Source organism: Agitococcus lubricus (genome assembly GCF_003051055.1).
Lineage (GTDB): Bacteria > Pseudomonadota > Gammaproteobacteria > Pseudomonadales > Moraxellaceae > Agitococcus > Agitococcus lubricus.
The window spans coordinates 120,623-143,835 of the sequence record NZ_QAON01000003.1 but is presented as its reverse complement, the minus strand read 5'-3'; the positions used below and the strand labels follow the sequence as shown (position 1 = coordinate 143,835).

Here is a 23,213-nt window from a genome sequence, read left to right as displayed (position 1 = left end):
GTGATTGACTCGATGAAGCACTCAGCAAAACCTTGACGACAGTGCGCCATCGGGTTGCACTTTCATCTTCTTCTGCGATAATGCAAGACTACTTTCTTTTTATTTAAGCTATGACCCGTATGGTCATAGACTTACTGCGATGGGCTACAGTCTCATGAACGTTGAAATTTACATGCAAGAATTAGGGCAAGCGGCACGCCTCGCATCACGCGCAATTGCCCGCGCCAATACACGCGAAAAAAATGCTGCCTTACAAGCCATATATCAGGCATTACAACAACATCAAGATAAAGTCTTATCTGCTAACGCACAGGATATGGCAAATGGCCGTCAGAATGGCTTAGATGCTGCCCTATTAGACCGTTTGGAATTAACACCCAGTCGTTTTGCCGGCATGTTAGAAGGTTTAGAGCAAGTCATCGCCCTCACTGACCCAATTGGTGTGATGACTGATTTAGCGTATCGTCCTTCTGGTATTCAAGTGGGCAAAATGCGTGTCCCTTTAGGGGTGATTGGTATCATTTATGAATCTCGCCCTAATGTCACCCTAGAAGCGGCTGCACTCTGCCTCAAATCAGGCAATGCCACCATTTTACGCGGCGGTTCAGAAGCTATTCACTCCAATCAGGCGATTGCTGACTGTATTCAACAAGGTTTAATTGCCGCTAACTTACCTGCCAGTGTGGTGCAAGTAGTCAATACGACTGACCGCGCAGCCGTTGGTCAACTGATTGCGATGCCCGACTATGTTGATGTTATTGTCCCACGTGGTGGCAAAGGCTTAATCGAACGTATTAGCCGTGACGCACGTGTGCCTGTCATTAAACATTTAGACGGTAATTGCCACGTTTTTATTGAACGCGAAGCAGATATTCACAAAGCTTTAACCATTGCGTTTAATGCCAAGACACATCGCTACGGTGTCTGTAATGCCATGGAAACCTTATTAATTGATGCCCCGATTGCTGCACACGTATTGCCTAAACTAGCTGAGTTATATGCCAGTAAACAGGTAGAGTTACGCGCTTGTGAACGTACTCGCGCGATTATTGATGCCCAAGCTGCTACCGAGCAAGACTGGTACGAAGAGTATTTAGCGCCAATTTTAGCCATTAAAGTGGTGGACGATTTAGACGCTGCTATTGAGCATATCAACCAATATAGCTCACACCATACCGAAGCGATTATTACCGAAAACTACAGCAAAGCACGTCGCTTTTTAGCTGAAGTTGACTCTAGTTCGGTGATGGTGAATGCTTCCACACGTTTTGCCGATGGTTTTGAATATGGCTTAGGGGCAGAAATTGGCATTTCTACCGATAAAATCCATGCGCGCGGGCCTGTAGGTTTAGAAGGTCTCACGTCGCAAAAATGGATTGTCTTAGGTGACGGACATATTCGTCAGTAATGCAGCCTTCTTTACTTGCATTTATGGGTGGTTCATTTGACCCTGTGCATCAGGGTCATATCGCCACCGCACTGGCGTTACAACAGCAACTCGATGGCGCAGAGTTTTATCTCATGCCCGCCTTTGTGTCTCCGTTAAAAGCACAAAGTACGGCTGCACATCACCGTTTAGCGATGTTACAGCTTGCGATTGCGGCACAACCCAGTCTACAGATTGAAACCTTAGAACTCCAACAAAACGCACCGTCTTATACTATTTATAGTTTAGAGGCACTACGTCAGCGTTATGGTCAGCAACAAGCCTTAGCGTTTGTGATGGGCATGGATAGTTTTTTACAACTGCCACATTGGTATCGTTGGCAAGAGCTGACCGACTATGGTCATTTGATTGTGATGACACGTCCCACTTACCGCGCAGATTTTAGTGAAGACCTTCAGCAGTGGTTGAATAGTCGTCGCTGTCAGCAACAAAAAATGTTACGATATTCGGCCAATGGCTTAGTTTTTTTTGCCCAAACACCGCTTTATGCGCTCAGTAGTACGGCTATTCGCCAACAACTTGCTACTTCGGCTGCGCAGATAACTGGCCTAAACTCAGCTGTTTTAGATTATATTTATTCTCATCAACTCTACGGAGCTACACACACGCATGAAAGTTGATTCTGTTTCTGAGCAAATAGCCGCTGTCGTATTAGATGCCCTTGCTGATATCAAAGCACAAAATGTTTTATCTTTAGATGTGCGCTCACTGACGGGCATAGCCGACTTTATGGTCATTGCCAGTGGCACATCCTCGCGTCATGTCAAAGCCTTGGCAGACAATGTCGTAGAAAAAGCCAAAGATGCTGGCTTCAGACCACTTGGGGTCGAAGGCGAACGCGATGCGGAATGGGTGTTAATTGATTTAGCAGGCGTGATTGTCCACGTGATGCTGCCCGCCACGCGCAAATTCTATGATTTAGAGCGTTTGTGGACAACGCCTGATGCCGCCGCACACCAAGGATGAAAATTCGCCTGCTTGCCGTCGGGCAAAAAATGCCCGACTGGGTTACAACCGCCTATGTAGATTATGCCAAACGACTCACAGATGATGTACGTCTAGAGCTGGTTGAAATTCCTGCGGCCAAACGCAGTAAAAATAGCGAAGTTGATAAAATGAAACAGCAAGAAGGTGACGCCCTACTTGCTGCTATCCATCCTAATGAACGCGTGATTGCCCTTGAAGTAGGCGGTAAAGAATACTCCACACCTCAACTCAGTCAACAGATGGATAATTGGCTACAAAGCGGCCAACATGTCTGTTTACTGGTGGGTGGCCCTGATGGCCTAAGCAGTGCCGTTCTTAAACGGGCGGATAGCTTATGGTCGTTGTCCCCTCTGACACTGCCTCATCCGTTGGTACGGGTCATTGTTGCCGAGCAGCTTTATAGAGCGTGGACATTACTCAAGGGGCATCCGTATCATCGTTAAGCAATAGACAGTCCATATCAATGTCAAATAGATAGCGATTTTGTTTTAAGTCTCTACAAAATCTATGGACTCCCTCCGAAGTAGCACAAAAAATACAGATTAGACTTTAACAAGTACCTCAAAATACAGTAACTTAGCAATCCAACGTCTGACTCATTACAAAGGCCGTCTATGTCACGTCCTTCACTGACCCCGTTAAAAGACCACGAACGTGAACAGCGCATTTTTAAGCACCGTGTCATCATTGCTGGCCTCATCGTTAGCCTTGCCTTTATGGGCTTGATTGTCCGTTATGGGTATTTACAAATTTTTGAATACACAACCTATAGCACACTGGCCGAAAGTAATCGGGTAAAACTGCAAGCCATTGCCCCGCCGCGAGGCTATATTTATGACCGTAACGGTATTTTATTGGCCGATAATCGTCCTGTGTTTACTGCTGTTATCAATCGTCAAGAAATAAAAGATATTGAAGACACCTTGACACGCATACGTCCCATTTTTCAGCTAACCGATGAAGACATTCTGCGTTTTCGGCAACGGCTAAAGGCCGCACACCGTTACGAGTCTATTGCCCTGAAATTAAACCTCAATGAAGCCGATATCGCCCGTTTTGCCGAAGTCCGTTTTCAATTTACAGGCGTTGATATTGAGGCGAAGTTAGCGCGTTATTATCCTTATGGTGAGTTATTTGCCCATGTTTTAGGTTATGTTGGCCGTATATCCGAAAAAGAAGCCAACACCATTGATGAACGCATCTATGCAGGTACAGATTTAATTGGGAAAACGGGCTTAGAGAAATACTACGAAGATTTATTGCAAGGTAGACCGGGTTATCAACACATTGAAGCCAATGCACACGGTCAAATCTTACGTTTACTTGACCGTACGCCCCCTACACGCGGTCACGATTTAACACTGCATTTAGATTATGGTTTACAAAAGTTAATTCACGAGCAACTCGCAGGCCGTCGCGGGGCTGTTGTGGCCATTGAACCCAGCACAGGCGGTATCCTAGCCTTTGTCAGCAACCCGAGTTTTGACCCTAATCCTTTTGTTAATGGCGTACCCAAAAGCCTTTATACGTTTTGGCGCGACCATCCCGATAAGCCCTTATATAACCGCGCTTTACAAGGTATTTATCCACCAGGCTCCACCATTAAACCCTTCGAAGGCCTAGGCGGCATTCATTACGGATTAGTGGATTGGGATTATAAAATTCGTGACCCTGGCTTTTACCATTTACCTGGTGATAGCCATCTGTTTCGTGATTGGAAAAAAACAGGGCATGGTATTGTTAACCTTCATCGTGCCGTGGAAATTTCTTGTGACACCTATTTTTATCAGTTATCTAGTCGGATGGGCGTTGACCGTTTTCACGATTGGATGCAGCAATTTGGTTTTGGTCAACCCACAGGGGTCGATTTAGTTGGCGAAAAAAGTGGCACACTGCCTTCCGTTGCATGGAAACGTAAAGCGCTCAAAGCCCCGTGGTATGCAGGTGAAATGTTATCGGTTGGCATCGGTCAGGGTTACTTTACCGCTACCCCCTTACAATTAGCGATGGCTACCGCCATTACCGCCAACAAAGGCCAACATATTAGACCTCACTTGTTAAAAGCTGACAATAATGCGCCTGCGTCATCCACACTCAATCAACCCGACGGTCAAGTCCAATTTTCTGGCGACCCGATACATTGGGACTTGATGCATGCTGCCATGCGTGATGTGGTACATGGTAGAGGCACCGCAGGTAATTTACGTCGAGACTTAACAGGCTATGAAATTGCAGGTAAAACTGGCACCGCACAAGTAAAAGGGATTAAACAAGGTGAACGCTATAATGAAAAAGCACTGGATGAACGTCATTGGGACCATGCGTGGTTTGTTGGTTTTGCGCCCGTTATCAATCCTCAAGTGGCCGTTGCTGTCTTGGTAGAAAATGGCAAACACGGTAACAGTGCCGCAGGCCCTATTGCTAAAGCGGTTTTTGACTACGTTATCCATCAAATGAATCATACTCCTACTCCCACCACGTCGTCGCCTGCTCAGCGCAGCACAGACACGACTGCACCCACAGGTGATGAATGAGTCGCAAACAACAATATCAATTTTTACGGCAAGCGCCCTATCATCCCACGCAATATCAACGTTCATGGTGGTTACGTTTACACCTCGACTTGCCGCTTTTATTGTTGTTAATCGCGGTTAATTTATTGGGGTTGATTCAGTTATTTAGTGCCTCCGCGATGGATATGGACTTGGTCGCCAAACAATGTTTTAGCTTTATGCTCGGTTTGAGCGTGTTATTCTTTTTAGCTCAAATTCCACCGCGTATTTATCAAACCATCTCACCGTGGCTATATATTGCCGTGTTGGCGTTATTAATTGCCGTTGCCTTATTTGGTACGGTTGCCATGGGTGCACGCCGTTGGTTGACTATTCCACATGTCACCCGTTTTCAACCGTCTGAATTTATGAAATTAGCGATGCCAATGATGATGGCATGGTTTTTAGCCAGCCGCCCCTTACCGCCCTCGTTCAAACGGATTATGTTAGCCTTAGTGATTATTGCAGTACCTGCCGGTTTAATTGCCCGTCAGCCAGACTTAGGGACAGCTTTATTAGTCGCCGCGAGTGGCTTATTTGTGTTGTTTTTGGCAGGTTTGCCTTGGTGGTTTATGGGTATGGCAGTGGTTGGTTTTGCCGCGATTGCTCCGCTCGCATGGCATTTTTTGCATGACTATCAACGACAACGCATTTTGACCCTCATTAATCCAGAGGCCGACCCCTTGGGCACAGGGTGGAATATTATTCAATCTAAAACCGCTATCGGCTCTGGTGGCCTGTGGGGCAAAGGCTGGCTACACGGGACACAAGCCCATTTAGAGTTTTTACCTGAAGGTCATACCGACTTTATTATCGCCACATACTCCGAAGAGCGGGGCTTAGTGGGCATTATTTTATTACTCGTACTGTATAGTGCGATTATTATGCGCTGCTTATATATTGCCGCGACGGCACATGATAGTTATAGCCGACTCCTTGCAGGTGCAATTACCTTGTCTTTTTTTGTCTATGTCTTTGTTAACGCGGGGATGGTCAGTGGTATATTGCCTGTCGTCGGGGTACCTTTACCGTTTATTAGTTATGGTGGCACAGCCATGATTACCTTAATGTCGGGTTTTGGTTTGTTAATGGCCATTCATACTCACAAACAATTAATGCTCTAGGAACAGTTATGCGTACGACGCTGTTATGTCTACTTGCTGTATTAAGTTGTCCATTACAAATGGCAACCGCAGGCGATTTTGATAATTATGAAGAATTACAAGCCTTAATTAGCAGCATGGAACGTGAAGGTATTTACCCTGAAGGGGAATTAACGGCCTTATTTTCGATGGTCAAACGACAAAATAAGGCACTGGACGCGATTGCACGTCCTGCTGAAAAAACCAAAGAATGGAAAGACTATAAAAATCAATTTTTAAGTGCTGAGCGTATTAATAATGGTGTTGAGTTTTGGCAACGCTACAATAAAGCCCTGAATTTGGCGAGCGAACAATACGGCGTACCCCCCGAAATTATTGTCGCTATTATTGGCGTAGAAACCAAATACGGCGCGAATAAGGGCAACTTCAAAGTACTTGATGCCTTAACTAGCTTGGCTTTTGACTATCCTCCGCGCGCACCTTTTTTTCGTAAAGAGTTACGCACATTTTTACAACTGGCTAAAGAACAAAATCTAAATCCCTTAGAAACTTACGGCTCTTATGCAGGCGCAATGGGCTTTGGCCAGTTTATGCCTTCTAGCTGGCGCAATTTAGCCGTTGACTTTGATGCAGATGGTAAAATAGATTTATTAAACAACCCCATCGATGCGATTGGCTCTGTAGCCAACTACTTTAAGGCGAATGGCTGGCAAACAGGCCTACCTGTCGTGAGTCGTGCTAAAATTATCGCTGATAATTATGACGATGCGCCCAATAACAAAGACCTAAAAGCCGTTTCTACACTCAATGCTTTAAGTGCCTTAGGTTTAGTCCCCCGCGATACAGTCAAAGCGTCAGATTTGGCGGTGAATGCCATTCGTTTACAGGGCGATAATGGCGCTGAATTTTGGTTAGCCTTTGACAATTTTTATGTGATTACCCGTTACAACCGTAGTTTGCTGTATGCGATGGCTGTTTTTCAGTTAAGTGAATCCATTAAAGAAGTGCGTAATCAATTCAAAATTGGGACAGATGCGTTTAATTTAAGTCATACGCCCGTCAATGAGCCGATAAGCCCCAGTACAAATCCGCCATCACTATGAGGGTCATCTGGTGATTGCCTTATTGACTACCGTTTGAGATTGACTATTCACAGTGATATGAAGCTACTTAGGTTAACGCAAACAGAGCTTTGTCTTATCGCTATTAATTAACAGATAAGCAAACATAGACTATATTCATTTTAAGGAGATATCTTAATGTTAAAACAACTACTCAGCTATGGCATATTGGCGAGTACACTCATCAGTGGTCACGCTATCAGTGCTAACTTTTCTCTGAGCAGCCCTTCTATTAAGGCCAATAAACTGAGCCTAAAACAAGTGGCTAACAGTTTTGGTTGCACAGGCGAGAATATTTCCCCTGCCCTCATGTGGCAAAACGCGCCAAAAACGAGCAAAAGTTATGCAATTACGGTCTATGACCCCGATGCACCGACTGGTTCGGGTTGGTGGCATTGGGTGGTTTACAATATTCCTAAAGAAAGTTCACAACTCCCTGAAGGTGCAGGCACAGAAAACAGTACCACACTACCGACGGGTGCTATTCAAGGACGCACCGATGCCAGTAGTCATAGCTTCTTAGGCGCTTGTCCACCTGTAGGCGATAAGCCCCATCGTTATATCTTTACAATTCATGCACTTAACGTAGAAAAACTCGAATTACCCTCCGAAGCCAGTGCCGCCCATATTGGTTTTATGCTGAATGCACACCGCATTGCAAAAGCCAGCTTTACCGCTACTTATGGTCGTTAAACTGAGGACTCTCGTTTTGATAAAAGCCAGCAATTGTTTGTCATCGCCATCATTCAATTGCTGAGTTTTTAAGCTAAAAAAGCTCTCTTTGAAACATTTTCTTGCACTTTTGGCATGTTTTAAGCATTAAAACCCCTTGTTCGTCGTCAGAAATATGTGACAACTGCTCAAAAAACAGTTAGCATTCGGTCATCGCCGCCCAATCAATAATAAAAATTTCCTTGGGTAATGTCGTTAACTTGTTAGGGCTTGTATGTATTTAACGCCTGTTTTAAGCCAACAGAGAGCTTAGTTTGCGTTAAAAAAAACCTCCGCACGAAGGATACAATACAAGTTCTGCGTAATGTCTAGGAGTAATACCGATGACATCTAACAAATTAAATGTACGTACGCGCACTTCTGCTTTTTTAAGCGTTTTGCTTGCTGCATGCATATCTCACACTGCTATGGCTAGTAACACAGCAGTAGAAACAGAATCGTTGTTGTCGAGTACACCTGCGATTGATAATCACTTTAGCGAACGTCCCACCGTGGATAGTGCGCCAGATAATCCCTTGACAGCAGAGCAATTAGCTCAAATCCCTGATGCTGTTCCGATGGATGAACCATTAAGTAAATACGGTAATGTCAGTCCCTATCGTGTGCTTGGCGAAAGCTATACGGTCATGGCCAAAGCCAAAAGATTCAAGCAAGTGGGTTTAGCGTCTTGGTATGGTAAGAAATTTCATGGCCAACGTACCTCTAGCGGTGAACGCTTTGACATGTACAAAATGACTGCTGCACACAAAAACCTGCCTATCCCTTGTTATGTCCGTGTCACTAATCAAGAAAATGGTAAAAGTGTTGTCCTGAAAGTCAATGACCGAGGCCCTTTTCATGGTAGTCGTGTGATGGATGTATCTTGGGCGGCGGCTGCCAAATTAGATATGCTTGATAAAGGCACAGCCAAGATTAGTATTGAGGTCATTGATACCAGCGATAAAAATCGTGCGATTGCTACAGTAGATAACAATGCCACTTCCGCAACGACGAATGAACAATTTTTTGTACAAGTTGGTGCCTTTGGCACAGTCGATAATGCCTTAAGTTTACAAAGTAAATTGTCGTCAATCGTGCCACTTCCCATCGAAATTAGCGATGTCACCCAACCTAAACGTATTCATAAAGTACAAATTGGTCCCTTTGCTGATGCCGAGAGTGCCGAAAAAGCACGCAGCTATTTATTACAAGTGGCGGCAGTTAATCCCATCATCATTCGCCGCTAAACAATCAAACAAAAAAGGCATCTTTTAGATGCCTTTTTAATTCCGTGCCTTTTAGCTCGCTTTTTGTAAGGCTACCGCGCTCTGTTCTAGCTGTTGTGCTACCTGCTGCCATGTTGAGCCTAACGGTTTGACCAAACGTTGCATCATTTCCTCAGCAGTACAAACATCGTTAATTAAGCCTTGTGACTGGCCAATAAACTGCATGCCCCGCTCTAAATCCCCCTGCTCAGTCGCTGCTTTTAATCGTGGAGTTGCTGCACCAAAATTTGCTAATAAACGGATTTTTTGCGGTTCTACCAAGAGACCTGCAAAGACCTTCCACAGTGGGACTTTTAAGCTCAGTGCAGCAAATAGCGCCTGCCATGCGGCAAGAAAAAAATTCATTGGCTTACGTGTTAGCTTTTCAGCGGTCGGCGTTTTCATATAGCGGGCAGGTAAACCATCAAAATGGGGCGAGTAAATGGTGTCGTGCTGGTCTTTGGCAATCACCTGTTGTTTAATATTTTCATGCAAAGGACTTTCTTTGACTGTTGCAAAACGTGACCCCATTGCCACACCTTGCGCTCCTAAGGTTAAAGCAGCCAATAACCCCCGATGGTCAGCAAAACCCCCACAAGCAATCACAGGAATATCTAACACATCAACAATCGTAGGCACTAATACTAAGGATGTTACTTCGCCACCGTGTGCCGCCGCTTCGTGACCTGTCGTCATCACTGCATCTACACCTTGTTGCTGTGCCGCTAGCGCGTGTTTTGCCGTCGTGACAGTGGCAATCACTTTACCACCATAGGCATGGCAACGCTCAATTAACCAATCACCCTTCCCTAACGAAAAATTGATGACAGGCACTTTTAGCTCTAAGGCAATCTCTGCGTTTTCCTTAGCCCCTGGCATAATTAAGGCACAGTTCACCCCAAAAGGTTTATCGGTTAGTTCACGCACACGTTGTATAGACTCTCGTGTTTGTTGAGGATTCAAAGGGCCTAAGGCCAAAATGCCCAAGCCGCCCGCATTGCTGACCGCTGCGACTAACTCAGGGGTAGAAATCCAACTCATACCAGGCAAAATGACAGGATAGTCAATATCGAAAAGCTGGGTAATGGCTGTACGCATGGTATGAACCTCAAGCTAAATCGGCAAAATTGTGCACATGCCATCAGGATTGTCAGAGGCTTGTGCAAAAATGACCGACGTTATCCATGATGACACGTATGCTGTTTGTATTTAGCCTGCAAAATGTCCTGAAGTGACTAAAAATTGTCCCCAAGAGACTATATACGCCGCTAATACCCATCTAAGATACCTGCATATCGTCCAACAAACAACAAAATTAAATGACTTACTCTTAAATTCTAGCGCGCTACTGCTGCCGCTTGGAGGCCAAACATGCCGACTTTAACCCCTGCACATATCACCATTAAACCCCGTCATCTACAATTCGCGTTTAATCAGGATATTCCACGTTATTGGTTTGCCAATGACCCAGTGCTCACGCATTTTTTGAATGTACTATCAATCACCTTTCCTGAAGGTGAGCGTTTCTTTTTAGACAGCGTTCGTGCTTTCCGCGATAAAGTAGATGACCCGCAGCGCCAAAAAGATATTTCAGGATTTATTGGCCAAGAAGCCCTTCATTCACGTGAACATGCAGCCTATAACCAATTTTTAGCCACACAAGGCTACGAAAAACTCGTTCAGCGTACCGAACGCGTCTCCAGTAAATTATTAAAAGGTGGACGTTTACGACTGACTCCGCGTGAACAACTGGCGATTACATCTGCACTAGAGCATATTACAGCCGTGTTAGCAAAAACCTTATTAGAGCATCCCCAACAATTAGCCATGATTCATCCTAGTATTCGTAGCTTATGGTTATGGCATGCGATTGAAGAAACGGAACATAAAGCCGTTGCCTTTGATTTATATAAAGAGATTAGTCACCAAAAAATGACTGAGAAAAATACAGTGATGGTCTTAGGCACACTGTATCTATTGGCTTTTAGTGGCTATTTTACGTGGCAGTTTTTGAGGCAAGATGGGGTACTACGCAAACAACCGTGGCGAGTCGTACGCGGCTATTGGCGTTTATTGGGTTACAAAGGCTTATTACAACCTGCGATTAAAGAATACTTTAACTATTTCAAAGCCGATTTTCACCCTTGGCAAGATGATAATAGCCGCTATCTCTCGCGAGCATATGCACAGTTAGCAGTCGCTGCTTAATGGTATAAGACATAATTTGTGCTGTTAATGGCGCAGTCTTAGCTAATCGCTTGTTTTATAAAGGCAATCACGACGTTTGCTAACTGCTCACCTTGGTCTTCTTGCAAAAAGTGGCCGCCATTATAAATGGTAGTATGAGATTGGCCGCGACATCCCGCCACTAAGGCAGGGAAAACTCCCGCCATTGATGACATAATCGGGTCTTTATCACTAAAAGCACATAAAAAAGGTTTATCAAAGGTCATCAATTTTTTCCATGCTCGGCTATTTTGCTTCATTTCGCTGGGCACTAAACGTGGAAAAACTCGCGCCCCTGCCATATACGTTTGGTCAGGATAAGGTGCATTATAAGCCGCTTTAATTGCTGGTGATAAACGCAAAGCCGTACCTAAATTAATCACAAAGGCGGCTGTCCATGAGGGATATAATTGGGAAAAACTAAACCAACTGCCAAAACCCACGGTGGCTTTAAGTTGTTGCCATTTGCTAAATGCGGTTCGTAAATTGGGATGTTTTAGCGGAAATGCTGGCAACATGGTATTGGCTGCCACCACCCCTGCAAATAATTCAGGCTGCTCTGCCACCAAGCGTAAACCAATCAACCCACCCCAATCTTGGCACACCAACACCATATCTTTGAGTTGTAATTGTTTTAATAAACTATCCACCCAAAAAATATGCCGACTATGACTATAATCGCTTTGTTCGGTAGGCTTATCAGAACGACCAAATCCAATTAAATCTGGCACAATCACCCGATAGCCCGCCGCAACCACTAAAGGAATCATTTTGCGATATAAAAAACTCCAGCTTGGCTCACCATGGAGCATTAACACCACAGGCGCTTGGCGCTCACCTTCATCAAGATAGTGCATACGCAATTGGCCACCTTCGGTATCGTCAACCATCAGATAATGTGGTGCAAAGGGATACTCAGGTAAGTTGACAAAACAGCTATCTGGCGTTCTTAAATAACGCATAGGATTCCTCGTTTTTATTTTAATTGACCAATTCCACTTTACAACGAATCCGTTTGGTATGCGGACAACCTGTATAAGGGTCTCTATCGGTTAAATCAACTAACTCATTAATGGCAATACCGTTGGCTTTTAATTCGCCTGTGACTGGATCAGGATAATACTGCCCTAAAATATTAGGTAAATGCAAATGGCCTGTTAAGGTATTTTTATCGACTTTAACAGGTGCAATCACCGAAGAACGTTTGGAGCTAATTTTGACTAAATCGCCTTCTTTGGCATTTAGAGCGGCGGCATCGGCTTCGGACATATATAACGAGGCATGAATAGCACGTCCTTTACGCCAACTCGGGTCACGCATAATGGTATTGGCGGTAAAACCTGTTCTTAATCCACCATTTAAGACAAAAGGATAATCTTTTTCGTCAGGCTCTACATCTTGAGCAATCAAACGACTTAAATCCTCAGCATAATCAGCAAAATATAGACGAATTTTGCCATCTTGATGTTTCGAATAATATTCAAAATTATGCTCTATTTCATAATGGCCTAATAAAACGCCCTGTGGATTAGCCAAAATTTTGGCAAATAAATACTCTGTTAACGCAAAAGGATTAAGCATCGCTTTGGCTTCAGGCAAGGCACGAATGACTTGGTCACGACGTGTGGTTGCATAACCTAAAGTCAATAACCAAATATACGCCAACATCGGATTAGGCAAGGTTTTACCTAAGGTTTCGTACATTAAAAAAGCCGAACGGGCAACAATAGAACCAACACCTTGCAATTTGCTACTGGCTAAGGCGTAACTATTTACTGCGGCTAAATAAGCAGGTGTCATTAACGGTTTACGTGCTTGTTTAGCTAAACGATGCAAAAATTTTGGTGCTGCCCCCACTAAGCCCATCGCTCGTGCCAAACGATAATAAATTTCTACTTCAGGTAAGGCTTCACCGATAGGATTAACCACAGGTGGGCGTACTTGTGGCGCAATAATATCCTTAGGAAAAATCGAAAATTCCCATTTTTCATAACCTGTACAACTGGGCAAAACATAATCGGCCATTTGTGCGGTTTCGCTCATGGCTGGGTCAATCACCACCAATAAATCTAACTGAGCAAAGGCTTCTTTAAAACGTTTGGTATCAGGATAACTGGCAATTGGATTGGCTCCATCACAAATCAAGGCACGGATACGGTCAGGATGCTGCGATAAAATTTCTTCGGGAATAATGGCGGGTGGTAATTGTGGAATCGGTAATAAAGCAGGAATTGACTCGATAGAAGACTCTAAAGCTTTGGTCATCGTTGACCAATAGGGCATATTTGGGCCAAATAATTGCACAAAAATATTGCCACCTTTGCGGCCATAATTACCCGTCATTACCAATAACACGCGCACTAAATAAGATGTTAAGGTGTTATGTGATGAATGCTCGATGCCTAAGTCTAAGGCAATACAAGCAGGTTTGGTTTGGCCAAATTCGCGTGCGGTTAAACGAACATCTTCTTCGTTTAAGCCACAACGTTGTGCCATTTCTGCCACATTCACGGTGCTAAATAATTGTGCAAGTCGCTGATAATCAACACTGTGCTGCTCAATAAAGGGTTTATCCACTAAGTTTTCTTGCACTAAAACTGCTGCAATGGCTAAGAGCAAATAAATATCTTTGGCAGGTTTGATGCGTAAATGACGGTCGGCTAAACGTGTGGTTTCAGTAATACGTGGGTCAACCGCCACCATACGCCGTTCAGAATCTCTAAATAATTGTTTTAAAGCTTCTTTAGGATTAGCCCCTTGATTACTAATATGCGGATTTGTGCCCAGTAACAGCATAAATTTGGCATGATGTTTATCTGCGGTGAGATAAATATCATTTGTACCACGAATCATGCGTCTATCATTGAGCCAATGTTGGGTTTTTTCTTGGGCTAACGCGGTAAACACCATGGGTGTGCCAATGCCATACATTAACGGAATAGCCGCCAAACCACTGGAATGATTACCCTGCCCACCCAACCCTGCAAAAGCAATGCTGCGTGGTGCATGATTTTTACGAATATGATTCAATTTTTCGGCAATTTCGCTAATTGCTGTATCCCAACTAATTGCCTTAAAACTGCCATCAGCTAATTTTTTGAGCGGTTGTGTCACGCGTTGGGCATGGTTGACATAGTTGGCAATGGCATAGGCTTTATTACAAGAATAACCTTTGGTTGAGGGATGGTCATCATCGGCGCGAACTTCAACAATTTTGTTATCGGCCACATCGACACGTAAGCCACAATTATGTGAGCACAAGGCACAAGCGGTTGCTAAATTGCTTGCATTTGTTGGCACATTAACTGCGCCATTAAAAACCTGAGCTGCGGTCATGGGAATATCCTCTTATTTTGATAACCAATTCAACACTAAGGCATTAAAGGCAGATGCTTGTTCGCGCATTAGCCAATGTCCAGCATCCATCGCCACCACTTGATTACCTTGTTTGGCAGCGACTTGTTCTAACCATTGTTTAGACTGAAACATCACAGGTTTACGCTTGGCATACACATATAACATCGGACAATCTGGCACGATGCTAAAGGGTTTTACAGGATCACTAATCGGTTTAAACCACGTTTGAAAATAGGGATAATTCATGCCACGGTGCACAGGTTCGGCGGGTGTTGGCTGCTGCAAGAGTTTGGCAATGCCTTTTGTCCATGTGGTACCCACAGCTTCAGGTAAAAACCATGCCGCCGCTAAATTAAGCTGATAAGTCACAATCATTAAGGCTTGATAGGCTTTTAATGACTTTAAGTAGTCTTTAGATAAGGCATCACCAATATCTAAACTAATTAAATGGCTAACTTTATGCGGATATTGCCGATAAAACTGATAACCAAACACACAACCCCAATCGTGAATTAATAATATGACGGGTTTATTGGGCGAATACTCCTCAACCACTTGATTAATCATTGTCACCACTTCGTCAAAACGATAAGTTTGACGCGCTCCTTGACTATCAAAATTCGGTAAGGTGACTCGTAAACAACGATAATTAGCTGAAAAAGCCGCGACTTGTTCATCCCATACTCGGTAGGTATCAGGCCAACCATGAATCATTAAAATGGTTTGTTCGCCTTGTCCCTCACTATAAACAGATAATGCTTGTTTTTTCTGACTCATGGTTATTCTTCCTCTTAAATGGCTTTTGTCGTATATCAGCATCATACGTTTAGAGGTCCTGCCCACAACAGGACTTATGCGTTGGTGACATCTACTACAAGCTATCACGCCCCATTTCTATCTAAGTGCGCCAATTTACCTTTTACGCCTTTCCATTGCGCGTGCTCAGGTAAGGCTACTTTCGGCTCGGTAATTTGTGTCCAATTCGGATGTTTAGCCAACTCGGCATTTAAGACAATAAAATGCTGTTGTGTATCTGGTACTTCTTCTTCGGCACGAATCGCATCAACAGGACATTCAGGCTCGCATAAAGCACAATCAATACACTCATCAGGATTAATCACCAAAAAATTTGGCCCTTCATAAAAACAATCAACAGGACAGACGGCTACACAATCGGTGTGTTTACATTGAATACACTCTTCTAAGACCACAAATGCCATGATATTGCCTCATTCTTAATAAACGAACGTTTACTAAACGGACGTTAATTTATAAAATATCACTTGTCAATTGGCTGAAAAAGAGAAAACTACAGCATTAAAAGCCAAATAATGGTTTTATGAGTAAACGGTCGTCAGCTAAAATAACCAAAAAGTTTGAGAAATATCATGCGTTATTCCGCCAAACATAAAGCAGAAACTCGGCAAACATTGATTGAAAAGGCAGGTGCATTAGCCAAACAAGATGGCTTTGCCACCACAGGAGTAGATAGTTTAATGGCGACTGTTGGTTTAACAGGAGGCGCTTTTTATAATCATTTTTCATCTAAAGATGAACTGCTATTAGAAATTATTCGTCAAGAATTGAAAAAATCACAGCACTTGCTCGAAACGAACCTAGCTAATGCCTCTACTGAATCTTTTTTAGACCTATACCTGAGTCAATTACACCTGAATTTTCCTGCTTTGGGCTGCGCGTTGCCTTCTTTAACAACGGAAGTGAGTCGTGCGGATGAAGCAATCAAACAGACCTTTGCTGACGGTTTAGCGCAAATTCATCACACCTTAAATACGCATTTGGCAAATCCACAACTGGCATGGGCGACATTGGCAATGACGGTGGGCGCGGTTAATTTGGCTAGGGCAATGCCGACTGGTGAGCAACAGCAGATATTATTGGAGTCGTGTAAAAATATATTGCTCATGATGAGCGAGGGAGGTTTAGGGGCGGTTAACTCCTAAACCTTTGACCAAAAAAACAGAACTTAACGTACTTTCAAATCATTACCAAGCTCTAATTTGGCGGCAATGGTTTCGCCCATGCTTGCCCCCAATTTACGAATAAAATCATCCATCGGATTTTTCTTGGTTGTATAATTCACTTGTTCGTCAGTCCCAACCAGTTTATTGACCGTTTTGACCGAACCAAACCCATCGGCTAAGCCTAACTCGACTGCTTGTTGGCCAGTCCAAAATAAACCCGAAAAAATATCTGGATTTTCTTTTAAGCGTTGGCCACGTCCTTGTTTGACAGCCGTAATGAATTGCTGATGCATGGTATCTAACAGTTTTTGGACATGGGCTTTTTCTTCTGGGCTAACAGCCGCCATCGGGTTCATAATTGCCTTATGATTACCTGCGGTCATGGTACGGTCTTCAATACCAATTTTTTGTGTAAGACCTTGTACACCAAACCCCTGCATAATTACGCCAATCGACCCCACTAAACTGGCTGGACTGACATAAATTTGGTCAGCGGCAGATGCCATATAGTAAGCACCCGATGCGCCCAAATCGGTAATCACTGCATACAGTTTTTTATTCGGATGCTCTGCTCTTAATTGACGAATCGCATCATATACATACGCCGACTGAACAGGACTGCCACCTGGACTATTAATACGTAAAACGACTGCTTTACTGTTGGTCGCTGTAAACGCATCATTTAGACCTGCAATAATATCATCCGCGTTGGCTTCACTGTCATCGGCAATCTCACCATTCACCTCGACAACCGCTAAGTGTGTACCTGAACTATCTATGGCGCTGCCTTTGTGCTTACTGGGTGACGACACCATAATAATAATGACTAAAATATAGATAAACGTAAGTATCTTAAAGACAATCCCCCAGCGTCTGGCTTTACGTTGCTCATCTACCGATGCCATGACAGCTTTTTCAAGAATTTGCCATTCGCGGCCATTATCACTCATACTGGTTCCTTATCTTGCTTTAAGTCAACAGACTCTATTATTACCATAAATAGTCGTGTAGCTGGTATAAGCTATCAACAATCGCCAACGGTTGATAAGTCTGCAAAACCTCTACACCATGTACGCCATAGGATACGCCAATACGCGGCATAGACAAGGTTTGTGCCATGCCTAAATCATAACTGGTATCCCCAATCATCACTGCTTGGTCGACAGAGACGCCTGTATAGGCCAATAGTTCTTTTAGCATCTGGGGGTCAGGTTTAGACGCTGTTTCATCTGCACAACGGGTAGCGACAAAATAATGTCCAATCCCCGTTTGTGCCAAGACCCGATTGAGACCTAAACGACTTTTACCTGTCGCAATCGCCAATAAATACCCTTGTTGACGAAGCTGTGCTAATAAAGCCTCAGCTCCCGCAAATAATTGGCTACGACTGGCACTATGTGCTAAAAAATGCTGTGCATATTGCTGCCTAATCGCTTCATGAGTATGGGGTTTGGCATGAGGAAAAAGCTGAGCTATTGCCTCTGGTAACCCCAAACCAATAATATGACGTACCTCTGCACTCGCAGGAACAGGCTCTCCAACGGCATAAGCGGCTTGCTGCATACTGTCCACAATATGCGCTACCGAATCCATCAAGGTACCGTCCCAATCAAAAATAGCCAGTTTATACGCTGACATCTCGTAACCTCTGCACAACACCTTCTAATTCAGGAGCTAAAGGACAATGTAATGTTAAAGGGTCAGGTTGATTAGGCATGGCCAAGGTCAAATCGCGTGCATGTAAAAACAAACGATTTAAGCCCAACTGTTCTTTTGCCCATTTATTATTTTCGTTAGAGCAATACTTGTCATCACCCAAAATCGGATGCCCCAAAAACTGCGCATGAACTCGAATTTGATGCGTACGACCTGTTAATGGCCGAGCCTCAACTAAGGTACAGTTGGCAAAGCGCTCAATAACCTGAAAATGGGTTTCTGCGGCTTTTCCTTCTCGAGAGACACGCACGACACGCTCACCAGAGGCTAAATTATTTTTATCTAAAGGCGCGGTAACTTTGTGATGCCCGCCCTTGAGACGGCCTGCTAACAAAGCAACATATACTTTTTGCATTTTGCCATCGCGTAATTGTTCATGTAACACGCGTAAAACACTGCGTTTATCGGCAATCATTAACAAACCCGAGGTATCACGGTCTAAACGATGTACCAACTCTAAAAACTCTTTGTCAGGGTAAATGGCACGTAAGGCTTCAATAGCGCCATAAGCAACACCACTCCCCCCATGTACCGCTAAACCCGAAGGTTTATTAAGCGCAATAATGCCATCTTTATGATAAATAATACGATTCGAAAGGTGCTGAGATAATTGCGGGCTGGGTGTAATAGCAGGACTTTCTTCACTTAAACGAATCGGTGGTATACGTACCACATCGCCTATTTGTAACCGATATTCTGGCTTGCTACGCCCTTTATTCACACGCACTTCGCCTTTACGAACAATACGATAGACTAAGGTACGAGGTGCACCTTTAAGCGCGGTAATTAAAAAATTATCCAGACGTTGGCCTTCGTCGTGTTCACTCACCGTGAGTAGACGAACTTGTTGGTTACTGTGTTGTTCAGTCATAAAATTGCTTATATCTTGCTCAATAAGAAAAAACAGTCGCTTAATAAACATTCGATAACAAACTTATATCTGTGCTGGGCATAAAAAGTGTGTGAGCTTTGCGCAGAGTCTGTTATAGTCAGCATTGCCAACTGTTCGCGTTGAATCATCTAGCAGCCTGAGACGCTAATTATCTCGGTGTTAGCCAATGGCGAACGGATTATATAGGTAAATTGCGTGTTTGTATGGGCTTTTATGCAGCGGAATACCGCCCCCATCACTCGACAATGAGCGATTAAATAACGCCTCGCGCTGTTTATGCTCAAATATAGCGACTTACGCACGCATCTCTTCATTTCGTTTGTGCCTGTAAGGTTTATACGCACAAAGACCACATTGCCGCGTAAGTCAATAAAGATAGCCAATTAGGCTGTAAAAACTCCACTGACTTCTATATTGTGGACGGATTGAAACGAATTTTTTAGCAACTCCGCATGACGGTTTGCTACTGCGTCTAGTCTCATCACGACTAACGCCCAAAATTTATTTTTAGCCCAAACGTATTGTTTGGCTGGCCACTGATGAGCCATCGTTTCTCTACGCCCAATGTAGATGTCACTTATTTAGGTGACATTCATCTATGAAACGCATGTTAATTAATGCAACACATGCCGAAGAAACGCGTGTTGCACTGGTCGATGGCCAACGTTTATACGATTTTGACTTAGAACATCACTCCCGCGTCCAAAAGAAAGCCAATATTTACAAAGGCCGTGTCACCCGCGTCGAGCCAAGCCTCGAGGCAGCCTTTGTCGATTTTGGTGCTGACCGTCATGGTTTTTTACCCTTAAAAGAAATCGCACGCGAGTACTTTAATCGTAATCCCCGCGATGTTGGCCGTGTCACCATTCGTGATGCCATTCAAGAAGGCCAAGAAATTATTCTCCAAGTCGAAAAAGAAGAGCGCGGCAACAAAGGCGCTGCTTTATCGACCTTTATTTCCTTAGCAGGTCGTTATTTAGTATTAATGCCAAACAATCCGCGTGCGGGCGGTATTTCGCGTCGTATTGAAGGTGAAGAACGCGAAGAACTCAAAGAAGCACTAAACTCCATTACCATTCCTGCCGATATGGGTGTGATTGTACGCACTGCTGGTCTGGGTCGTAGCCCAGAAGAACTACAATGGGATTTAGATTATTTATTAACTTTGTGGAAATCTATCACCCAAGCAGCCGCACAAAGCAGTGCCCCCTTTTTGATTTACCAAGAATCCAATGTGATTATTCGCGCTATTCGTGATTATTTGCGTGATGACATCAATGAAGTTCTCATTGATAGCGAAGCTGCTTATAACCAAGCCATTGAGTTTGTGCGTCAAGTAATGCCGCATTATCAAAACAAAATTAAATTGTATCGTGATGCGGTGCCTTTATTTAACCGTTATCAAATCGAAAGCCAAATCGAAACCGCCTATCAGCGCGAAGTCAAATTACCATCAGGCGGCTCTATTGTTATTGACCCCACCGAAGCGCTTGTGTCTATTGATATCAACTCCTCCCGTTCTACCAAAGGGGGCGATATTGAAGAAACCGCATTAAATACTAATTTAGAAGCGGCTGAGGAAATTGCGCGCCAATTACGCTTGCGTGATATTGGTGGCTTAATTGTCATCGACTTTATTGATATGACGCCACCTAAACACCAACGGATGGTTGAAGATAAACTACGTGATGCCTTAGCCATGGACAGAGCGCGGGTACAAATTGGCCGTATCTCACGCTTTGGTCTATTAGAATTGTCACGTCAACGCTTACGTCCTTCGTTAGAAGAAACAACAGGTTTGGTGTGCCCACGTTGTAATGGGACAGGCGTCATTCGTGATGTACGCTCTTTAGCCTTGTCTATTATGCGTGTGATTGAAGAAGAGGTCTTAAAAGACCGCAGTGCAGAAATTCAGGCACAAGTGCCCGTGACAGTAGCGGCCTTCTTATTAAACGAAAAGCGTGCCGCAATCACTGCTTTAGAAGCTCGCAGTGGTGTACGCATTATTATTCTCCCGAACCCACATTTGGAAACGCCACACTACGAAGTGTCTCGTCTGCGCGATGACCAGATGGACGATGACTTTGAAACTCCGCCGTCATTCCAGCAAGTAGAAAACTTCCATGCTGTGCATGAGGATAATGGTCTATATAGTCGTGAAGAAAAAGCGACCGTCCGTCGTCAAGAAGCGGCCGTCAAAATGATTCAACCCGATACACAAGCACCTGCTCCGCGGCATGCCCCCGCGATGGCGAAAGAAGAAAAACGCCCAAGCGATACCGATAGCCGTAAAGGATTTTACGCGTGGTTTGCCAATTTATTTAATGGCCAACCCGAAAACACCTATGCGATTGAGACCAAATTAGCCCCTACGCTACCTGTGGTTGAAGAGCCTCAAGAACGTACCGTACGTGAGCCACGTCTACCGCGTGACGAATACACCCCACGCGAACAACGCCCTATGCGCGATGCACGCCCTCAACGTCAAAGTACGGACAATAACGAGTTTAGCCCAAGCACACGTCCTGTCCGTGAACGTCCTAATCTACGTCATGACAACAACGAAACACGAGACAACCAAAATGCCCGTGTCAGCGCACCTGAGCGTGAACCAGCACCACGTCCACAACGTGAGCCACGTCCACAACGCGAACCACGAGCCGAACGTCCTGTCCGCGCAGAAGTGCCTGTAGAAATTGCTGCTCCGATTGTTGAAGAAGTGATTAACCACGAAGTATCGTTAGAAGAGCCACAACAACGTCGTCGTCGTGACCGTCAAAATGGTCATGGCTATAACCGTCGTCAGCGTCCACCGCGTGAACGTGACCAACAGGTCTTGGTTGATGCGGGCTTAGTTGAAGCGCCTACATTAAGTGTGGCAGAAACACCTATCATCAGTGAAACAGTCCCTGAAACCGTGTCATCGGTAGAAACCATCAGTACCGACACACCCGACAGCCCTGTTAATACGGTCGTGGTTGACAATATTGAGCCCGTCATCATCCATAGTTTGACTATTGATACCGTTGCCGAGCAAGTGACTGACGTACTTGCGGCCTCTGAAGCAGTGCCAAATAATAGCGCCGCTGCAGAGACTACATTCGTTACGTCTGTTATTGAAGAGACAGTAGTACCCGCGGTAGTTGAAGCAACTGTCACACCCGAGAACGATACCTCAACTGCCCCACAACGCGCAGCGAATGACCCGCGCGAGCGCCGTCGTCGTGAACGTGAAGCCGCCGAGCGCGCAACTCGTGAAGCAGCGGAACGTGTACTGGCAGAACAAGCAGCAAAAGAAGCCGCCGAGCGCTTGGCTGAAGAATTAGCTGCCTTGGCGGCTGCACAAGCACAACAAGCTACGGCTGTTGTCCCCGTCATGCCTGTTGCGACATGGCGTACCGTTGGCGAGTTCATTTTGGCATTTATGCCTGATGCCAATATTGAAACAGGTACAGACATCGTCAGCGCGTTTATGGCTGCGCAAAAGAAACAGCAAGAGATTGCTGCAGCGATTGCACAGGCCGCAGCAGTGACGACACCTGAAGTCGTTACCGTTGAGACAGTGCTGAGTGAGCAAACACCTGTTGCTGAGACTACAGCCGATACAACTGTCGTGGATACACCCACCGTGACAGCCGAAGCGATTGAACCTGAATCTGCCGTCGTAGAGACTCCCAATTTACCTGTCACTACAACATGGTATACCGTCGGTGAATTTATTGCCGCGTTTATGCCTGATGCCAAAGTTGTCACAGGGGCAGAGGTTGTTGCTGCCTTTATGAGTGCGCAGAAAAAACAGCAGGCGCTGACTGAAAAATAAAAGCAGATAAAAAACGGGCGTAAGCCCGTTTTTT

General features: G+C 44.6%; 19 protein-coding genes and 1 pseudogene. 12 read left to right on the top strand and 8 right to left on the bottom strand.

Translation table 11 applies throughout. The features are described 5' to 3' along the window. The first annotated feature begins 154 nt into the window (after positions 1 to 154). The 9 genes and pseudogenes from C8N29_RS04480 to C8N29_RS04440 form a co-directional block, all read left to right on the top strand. Positions 155 to 1,408, top strand: a complete 1,254-nt coding sequence (locus C8N29_RS04480) for a glutamate-5-semialdehyde dehydrogenase (RefSeq protein WP_107864965.1) — start codon at positions 155 to 157, stop codon at positions 1,406 to 1,408. Continuing rightward, entirely contained in the window at positions 1,408 to 2,067 is a 660-nt protein-coding gene (gene nadD / locus C8N29_RS04475) for a nicotinate-nucleotide adenylyltransferase (RefSeq protein WP_107864844.1), read from the top strand. Before C8N29_RS04480 ends, nadD begins: the two co-directional genes overlap by 1 nt. Then, the gene (gene rsfS, locus C8N29_RS04470) at positions 2,057 to 2,413 is read left to right on the top strand and encodes a ribosome silencing factor (RefSeq protein WP_107864843.1); all 357 of its coding nucleotides are present in this window, start codon (positions 2,057 to 2,059) and stop codon (positions 2,411 to 2,413) included. The genes nadD and rsfS overlap by 11 nt, the downstream gene beginning before the upstream one ends. Then, positions 2,410 to 2,877 carry a 23S rRNA (pseudouridine(1915)-N(3))-methyltransferase RlmH gene (gene rlmH, locus C8N29_RS04465; RefSeq protein WP_107864842.1) on the top strand — a complete coding sequence of 156 codons (468 nt, stop codon included), beginning with the start codon at positions 2,410 to 2,412 and terminating at the stop codon, positions 2,875 to 2,877. The genes rsfS and rlmH overlap by 4 nt, the downstream gene beginning before the upstream one ends. 171 nt (positions 2,878 to 3,048) lie before the next feature. Next, positions 3,049 to 4,968: a penicillin-binding protein 2 gene (gene mrdA / locus C8N29_RS04460; protein ID WP_107864841.1), complete on the top strand. Its 1,920-nt coding sequence runs from the start codon at positions 3,049 to 3,051 to the stop codon at positions 4,966 to 4,968. Next, positions 4,965 to 6,110, top strand: coding sequence for a rod shape-determining protein RodA (rodA, locus tag C8N29_RS04455; RefSeq protein WP_107864840.1), 1,146 nt, complete (start codon positions 4,965 to 4,967; stop codon positions 6,108 to 6,110). Before mrdA ends, rodA begins: the two co-directional genes overlap by 4 nt. 8 nt (positions 6,111 to 6,118) lie before the next feature. Next, positions 6,119 to 7,192 carry a lytic murein transglycosylase B gene (gene mltB, locus C8N29_RS04450; RefSeq protein WP_107864839.1) on the top strand — a complete coding sequence of 358 codons (1,074 nt, stop codon included), beginning with the start codon at positions 6,119 to 6,121 and terminating at the stop codon, positions 7,190 to 7,192. A gap of 156 nt (positions 7,193 to 7,348) precedes the next feature. Beyond that, the gene (locus tag C8N29_RS04445; RefSeq protein ID WP_107864838.1) at positions 7,349 to 7,903 is read left to right on the top strand and encodes a YbhB/YbcL family Raf kinase inhibitor-like protein; all 555 of its coding nucleotides are present in this window, start codon (positions 7,349 to 7,351) and stop codon (positions 7,901 to 7,903) included. A gap of 683 nt (positions 7,904 to 8,586) precedes the next feature. Continuing rightward, positions 8,587 to 9,168: pseudogene (locus C8N29_RS04440) on the top strand (septal ring lytic transglycosylase RlpA family protein); the annotation flags it as partial. Between the two features lie 51 nt (positions 9,169 to 9,219). On the opposite strand, the gene C8N29_RS04435 reads toward C8N29_RS04440, so the two are convergent. After that, entirely contained in the window at positions 9,220 to 10,284 is a 1,065-nt protein-coding gene (locus C8N29_RS04435) for an NAD(P)H-dependent flavin oxidoreductase (protein ID WP_107864837.1), read from the bottom strand. 273 nt (positions 10,285 to 10,557) lie between these two features. On the opposite strand from C8N29_RS04435, the gene C8N29_RS04430 reads away from it, so the two are divergent. Further along, entirely contained in the window at positions 10,558 to 11,394 is an 837-nt protein-coding gene (locus C8N29_RS04430) for a metal-dependent hydrolase (RefSeq protein ID WP_107864836.1), read from the top strand. 38 nt (positions 11,395 to 11,432) lie between these two features. Here C8N29_RS04430 and C8N29_RS04425 read toward each other — a convergent pair whose 3' ends face one another. The 4 genes from C8N29_RS04425 to fdxA form a co-directional block, all read right to left on the bottom strand. Next, positions 11,433 to 12,374: a haloalkane dehalogenase gene (locus tag C8N29_RS04425; protein WP_107864835.1), complete on the bottom strand. Its 942-nt coding sequence runs from the start codon at positions 12,372 to 12,374 to the stop codon at positions 11,433 to 11,435. Between the two features lie 19 nt (positions 12,375 to 12,393). After that, complete coding sequence (locus tag C8N29_RS04420; RefSeq protein WP_107864834.1) at positions 12,394 to 14,748, bottom strand: molybdopterin-containing oxidoreductase family protein; 2,355 nt, start codon at positions 14,746 to 14,748, stop codon at positions 12,394 to 12,396. 12 nt (positions 14,749 to 14,760) lie between these two features. Further along, positions 14,761 to 15,546 carry an alpha/beta fold hydrolase gene (locus C8N29_RS04415; RefSeq protein WP_170106887.1) on the bottom strand — a complete coding sequence of 262 codons (786 nt, stop codon included), beginning with the start codon at positions 15,544 to 15,546 and terminating at the stop codon, positions 14,761 to 14,763. A gap of 104 nt (positions 15,547 to 15,650) precedes the next feature. Then, positions 15,651 to 15,989, bottom strand: a complete 339-nt coding sequence (gene fdxA, locus C8N29_RS04410; RefSeq protein ID WP_107864832.1) for a ferredoxin FdxA — start codon at positions 15,987 to 15,989, stop codon at positions 15,651 to 15,653. Between the two features lie 168 nt (positions 15,990 to 16,157). On the opposite strand from fdxA, the gene C8N29_RS04405 reads away from it, so the two are divergent. Beyond that, on the top strand, positions 16,158 to 16,730 hold the full coding sequence (locus tag C8N29_RS04405; protein WP_107864831.1) for a TetR/AcrR family transcriptional regulator: 573 nt from the start codon (positions 16,158 to 16,160) through the stop codon (positions 16,728 to 16,730). A 23-nt stretch (positions 16,731 to 16,753) separates the two neighbouring features. On the opposite strand, the gene sppA is transcribed toward C8N29_RS04405, so the two are convergent. The 3 genes from sppA to rluC are packed head-to-tail and all read right to left on the bottom strand — an operon-like array spanning position 16,754 to position 19,338. After that, positions 16,754 to 17,701 carry a signal peptide peptidase SppA gene (gene sppA, locus C8N29_RS04400; RefSeq protein WP_107864830.1) on the bottom strand — a complete coding sequence of 316 codons (948 nt, stop codon included), beginning with the start codon at positions 17,699 to 17,701 and terminating at the stop codon, positions 16,754 to 16,756. A gap of 40 nt (positions 17,702 to 17,741) precedes the next feature. Continuing rightward, positions 17,742 to 18,389, bottom strand: a complete 648-nt coding sequence (locus tag C8N29_RS04395) for an HAD family hydrolase (protein ID WP_107864829.1) — start codon at positions 18,387 to 18,389, stop codon at positions 17,742 to 17,744. After that, positions 18,376 to 19,338 carry a 23S rRNA pseudouridine(955/2504/2580) synthase RluC gene (gene rluC, locus C8N29_RS04390; protein ID WP_107864828.1) on the bottom strand — a complete coding sequence of 321 codons (963 nt, stop codon included), beginning with the start codon at positions 19,336 to 19,338 and terminating at the stop codon, positions 18,376 to 18,378. Before rluC ends, C8N29_RS04395 begins: the two co-directional genes overlap by 14 nt. 619 nt (positions 19,339 to 19,957) lie before the next feature. Here rluC and C8N29_RS04385 point away from each other — a divergent pair. Continuing rightward, positions 19,958 to 23,179, top strand: coding sequence for an Rne/Rng family ribonuclease (locus C8N29_RS04385; RefSeq protein ID WP_107864827.1), 3,222 nt, complete (start codon positions 19,958 to 19,960; stop codon positions 23,177 to 23,179). The last annotated feature ends 34 nt before the right edge of the window (positions 23,180 to 23,213 follow it).